The 5,077-nt window shown below is 36.7% G+C and carries 5 protein-coding genes and 2 pseudogenes; all 7 read left to right on the forward strand.

Going from position 1 to position 5,077, the window contains the following annotated elements; genetic code table 11:
- Positions 1-88 precede the first annotated feature (88 nt).
- Entirely contained in the window at positions 89-1,030 is a 942-nt protein-coding gene (nikB, locus tag V7149_RS25795; protein ID WP_335348410.1) for a nickel ABC transporter permease, read from the forward strand.
- Between the two features lie 84 nt (positions 1,031-1,114).
- Positions 1,115-1,942: an ABC transporter permease gene (locus tag V7149_RS25800; protein WP_438824166.1), complete on the forward strand. Its 828-nt coding sequence runs from the start codon at positions 1,115-1,117 to the stop codon at positions 1,940-1,942.
- 203 nt (positions 1,943-2,145) lie between these two features.
- The gene (locus V7149_RS25805) at positions 2,146-3,117 is read left to right on the forward strand and encodes an ABC transporter ATP-binding protein (protein WP_335348412.1); all 972 of its coding nucleotides are present in this window, start codon (positions 2,146-2,148) and stop codon (positions 3,115-3,117) included.
- A 4-nt stretch (positions 3,118-3,121) separates the two neighbouring features.
- Positions 3,122-4,144, forward strand: a complete 1,023-nt coding sequence (locus V7149_RS25810; protein ID WP_335348413.1) for an ABC transporter ATP-binding protein — start codon at positions 3,122-3,124, stop codon at positions 4,142-4,144.
- A gap of 117 nt (positions 4,145-4,261) precedes the next feature.
- Complete coding sequence (locus V7149_RS25815) at positions 4,262-4,450, forward strand: hypothetical protein (RefSeq protein ID WP_335348414.1); 189 nt, start codon at positions 4,262-4,264, stop codon at positions 4,448-4,450.
- Between the two features lie 86 nt (positions 4,451-4,536).
- A pseudogene (locus V7149_RS25820) lies at positions 4,537-5,005 on the forward strand (chromate transporter).
- A pseudogene (locus V7149_RS25825) lies at positions 5,002-5,077 on the forward strand (chromate transporter); the annotation flags it as partial. The pseudogenes V7149_RS25820 and V7149_RS25825, both read left to right, overlap by 4 nt.

The raw sequence follows: 5,077 nt of genomic DNA on the forward strand, positions 1-5,077 counted from the left end.
CATCTATAATCATTTTTAAATCAATATTAACATTTGGTAATATATTTATGTAAAATGATTAACAAATGATTATAGAGGAGGTTAAATTTTGATTGCTTTGATTGTCCGAAGGTTTATACAGTTAATATTCCTTTTATTTGGTATCTCTTTTTTAGTTTTTTCTTCAATGCATATTGCTCCTGGCGATCCTGCAACTATGATTGGGGGACCTACAGCATCAGAATCTGATTTAGAAGCTATAAGGGACAATCTAGGTTTAAACGACCCTTTCTTCACCCAGTATGGAAGATATTTGGCTGGTGTAGTTCAAGGAGATTTAGGATTTTCATATCAAACACGTCAACCTGTCTCTGAAGCTATCGCTATTCGTTTCCCAAATACTTTAAAGTTAGCTGTTGCCAGTATGTTTGTAGCTGTAATTATCGGAATATTCGCAGGATTAGTATCTGCCCTTAAACATAATACATGGTTAGATGTCACTTCTACTACATTTGCTCTAGCTGGAATATCGATACCAAATTTTTGGTTGGGTGCATTGTTGATTTTAGTATTTGCAGTCAATCTTCAGTGGCTTCCAGTAGGAGGGTTATCTGCACCATGGTATACCATTGAAGGGTTAAAGCAACTAGTTTTACCTGCTATTACATTAGGAACTGGATCTGCTGCAATGATCGCTAGAATGGCAAGATCTTCTATGCTTGAAGTGGTTAAGGCTGATTATGTTAGAACAGCGAGAGCAAAAGGAGTAAAGGAAAGAAATGTAATCTGGATTCACACTCTAAAGAATGCAATGATTCCAGTTATTACTGTAATTGGATTGAATTTTGGTTTTCTTTTAGGCGGAACGATTATTACAGAAAAAGTATTTGCCATTAACGGAGTAGGTAGATTAATGATTGACGCTATTGCTGCACGAGATTTTCCAATGGTTCAAGGTTCTGTTTTATTAGTTGCAACCTTATTTGTATTAGTAAATTTAGTTGTTGATATTGTTTATACATATGTCGATCCAAGAATTAAATATCAATAAGGAAGGGGGAGAACTATGGAACCATCAGTAAGTACAGTCGGGACAGATATAAATCAGGATAAGAGGAAAGAAAATTTCTTTTTGATGACACTTAAAAGATTATTGAAAAATAAACTTGCTGTTATTGGACTAATCATTATTTTAATTCAAATAGGAATGGCTATTCTTGCTCCTCTTATTACCGTTCATGATCCTATTAAACAAAACTTAGCCGCAACTGAATTACCAATTTTTAACGAAGAACATTGGTTAGGAACAGATAATTATGGCAGAGATATATGGAGTAGGATCGTATATGGAGCGAGAATTTCTCTAGTGGTAGGAATAACTGCTGTGAGCTTAGGACTTATAGGGGGAGTCATTCTTGGGTTACTAGGAGGATATTATAAAAAACTAGATGGAATTATTATGAGAATTGTAGATTTATTATTCTCTTTTCCAGGTATTTTGCTTGCTATGCTTATCATAGCAATTTTGGGAACTAGTCTTGTGAATGTAGCAATTGCTATAAGTATTTGGTCAATTCCAACATGCGCAAGAATTGTTCGAGGATCGGTTCTTTCGATAAAAGAGAAAGAATACATAATGGCAATGAAATCACTTGGAGCATCCGATTTAAGGATCATGGTCAAACACATTTTGCCGAATGCTTTCGCTCCAATCATTGTGTTTGCAACTATGCGGATGGCGACGGCAATCTTATCGACTGCTTCGTTAAGTTACTTAGGTTTGGGAGCTCAGCCACCAGCTCCTGAATGGGGAGCGATGATAGCACAAGGACAAAATTTTATGTGGTCTTCACCCCATTTAACAATCGTTCCAGGAATTGCAATTATGCTAACCGTATTTGCTTTCAATGTAGTTGGCGATGGATTAAGAGATGCTTTAGATCCAAATATGGATATTCAATAATATAATAGAACAGAAAATAAAATGGATAAAATTAGATGGTATTCATCTTGTAAAGTGAACCAACTAATACTCTATGAAAACGTCATTATTCTTATATACAACGGGGTTGCTACAGTAGCAATTTAACGTTCATAAAATGGCCTTATATTAGATCCGAATGAGAAATGGGATTTGTCTAAAATGACAAGAAAGTAGGTTGAATTATGGGAGAGACATTACTAGAAGTCAAAAACATTGTGACTGAATTTCGAACAGCAGACGGGCAATTGCCTGCTGTTCGTGATGTCTCCTTTTCTCTTCAAAAAGGAGAGACACTATGTATTGTTGGTGAATCAGGCTGTGGCAAAAGTATAACTTCTCTCTCAGTCATTGGCTTATTACCTAGCAATGGCAAGATTACGAGTGGGGAAATTCTCTATGAAGGAGCCGCAATTCATAAATTATCAGCTGAAAAAATGCGACAAATACGGGGAAATAAAATTTCTATGATTTTTCAAGAGCCTATGACGGCATTAAATCCAGTTTTGACAATTGGTTATCAGATTAGAGAACCGTTAATGTTACATAATAAGCTATCAAATCGTGAAGCAACTAATCAGGGGATTGAGCTTTTAAAGCAAGTTGGTATTCCTTATCCAGAGAAAAGGATGAATCAATATCCTCATGAGCTAAGCGGAGGGATGAGACAGCGGGTCATGATTGCGATCGCTCTATCTTGCAACCCGGGATTACTAATTGCAGATGAACCAACTACAGCACTCGATGTAACCATTCAAGCGCAAATCTTAGATCTGATCAATGATCTAAAGGGAAAATACAATATGGGTGTCATGATGATCACTCATGATATGGGTGTAGTTGCAGAAGTGGCAGATCGAGTGATGGTTATGTACGCAGGGAAAAAGGTTGAAGAAGGGAATGTTGGTGAAATCTTTGACAATCCAAAACATCCTTACACAATCGGATTGCTAAACTCTGTTCCTAATGTCGATGACCCAGATTTTGAATTAGAACCAATCCCAGGTTCATTACCAAGTTTAAATGAACAGATAACGGGATGTCGATTTCATCCAAGATGTAAGTTTGCGATGGACATCTGTAGAAATACAGAGCCTCCTGTATTTAAAATATCTGATACTCATAATGTAAATTGTTGGTTAGAAGAAGAGGGGTGAACTAATGGTAGTCTTAAATGAAAAACAACCATCTAAAGAGATCAGGGAACCAAAGGTGCTCCTGGAATTAAAAGGGCTAAAAAAGTATTTTCCTATAACAGGAGGAATCTTAAAACGAAAGCAGGGAGACGTTAAAGCGGTAGAGAGTGTCTCCTTACAATTATTTGAGGGTGAGAGCTTAGGCGTAGTTGGAGAGTCTGGTTGTGGGAAATCAACATTAGGAAAAGCCATTTTAGGTTTAGAAGAAATAACAGGTGGACAAATTTATTTTCAAAATACAGAAATTCAAAATTTAAAGAGAAAAGAAAAAAAGAAATTTGTTAAACAAATGCAAATGATTTTCCAAGACCCTTATGCTTCATTAAATCCTAGGCAACGTATCGGTCATGCACTCGAAGAAGTTTTTTCCATGCATACGAATATGACTAGAAATGAGAAAAAACAAGCCGTAATAAATCTGTTAGAAGAAGTAGGTTTAAAGGAAGAGCATTTTGATCGGTATCCTCATGAATTCAGTGGCGGTCAGCGGCAACGGATTGGTATTGCACGCGCAATTGCGTTAAATCCTTCGTTTGTAATATGCGATGAAGCGGTATCTGCTCTTGATGTTTCTGTTCAAGCGCAAGTCTTGAAGCTTCTAAAAACTTTACAGCAAAAATACAATCTTTCCTATCTATTTATTTCTCATGACTTGGGTGTCGTACGTTACTTTTGTGACCGAGTTTTAGTTATGTATTTAGGGAATACAGTAGAGCTTGGAACGGTTAAGAACTTATTTAATAAGCCGTTACATCCATACACGCAGGCATTGTTATCAGCAATACCGCGACCATCTGTTCATGCTAATCGCAATCGAATTCGATTGCATGGGGATTTGCCGAATCCTGCTAATCCTCCCAGCGGATGTCCATTTCATACAAGATGCCCAATCGCCGCTGATGTTTGTAAGGTAGAAAAACCAGATTGGGCTGAATACGAACCTAATCATTATGCTGCTTGTCACTTTGCAGGTCAGTCAATTACATAGCTATTAAGAAATACCCCTTTAAATAATAGTAGGAATAGACCTATGAGATCAAATGGAATTTTTAAACGTCAAATCTGGCATATTCCAGAATTTATTAAAGATCAAGGAGGATTATAAATGGATTACTCTACCCATCTTTATAATTCATTATTTCTACATGCTTTTAAAAAAAGCAAGGTATCAAAATTGTTAAAGGAGGCTTCGGACGTGGTTAAATTATTTTGGAGAGCCAGTAAAAGAGCGTTATTTATAGGTGGAACAGAATTACGTACAGAAGGGGTTATTTTAGTTTGGGAAAAGCTTTAGAAAAAGAAAAGTTGGTGGATTCTCCTTCTCCACGTCCAGACTGGAGAATCCTTTTGCATATAATATTAGCATTCTTTCGAGTCGGAATGCTAGGTTTTGGTGGCGGTCCTTCTTCTATTCCGCTTGTTCATCAAGAAACGGTTAAGAAATATAAATGGATGAGTGAAGAAGAATTTGGTGATACTTTAGCTTTAGCAAATACAATGCCAGGACCAATAGCGACAAAAATGGCTGGATATATTGGTTATAGGGTGGGTGGCCTATTAGGTTCCTTAGTTGCTTTGCTTGCCACTGTAGCCCCGACCGCTTTACTCATGATTTTTTTACTTCAGTTATTACAAGTATATNNTACCTGTTGTTGCAGTTATGCTGGCAACTATGACTTGGGACTTTGTAAAAAAATCTGGTGATACCCTCGGCTGGATCAGAGCTATATTAATGTTATTCGTCTCACTTCTATTAATAGAATTGTTAAATGTTCATCCGGCTATCCTTATTCTGTTATTGATCATTCTTGTATTTTTACCATTAGGAAAAAGGAGGGGCATAGAATGATCTATTGGCAAATATTTTTAGCCTTCCTCATTCCAGGAATTCTTGGTTATGGAGGCGGTCCAGCCTCTATAC

The sequence above is a fragment of the Bacillus sp. JJ1503 genome, assembly GCF_036965125.1.
In the GTDB taxonomy this organism is placed as follows: Bacteria; Bacillota; Bacilli; order Bacillales; family Cytobacillaceae; genus Cytobacillus.

Bases quoted from the DNA above. Each gene is read 5' to 3' on its own strand.
- V7149_RS25810 (WP_335348413.1), top strand. From the start codon at position 3,122: ATGGTAGTCTTAAATGAAAAACAACCATCTAAAGAGATCAGGGAACCA.
- V7149_RS25805 (WP_335348412.1), top strand. From the start codon at position 2,146: ATGGGAGAGACATTACTAGAAGTCAAAAACATTGTGACTGAATTTCGA.
- V7149_RS25815 (WP_335348414.1), top strand. From the start codon at position 4,262: ATGGATTACTCTACCCATCTTTATAATTCATTATTTCTACATGCTTTT.
- V7149_RS25800 (WP_438824166.1), top strand. From the start codon at position 1,115: ATGACACTTAAAAGATTATTGAAAAATAAACTTGCTGTTATTGGACTA.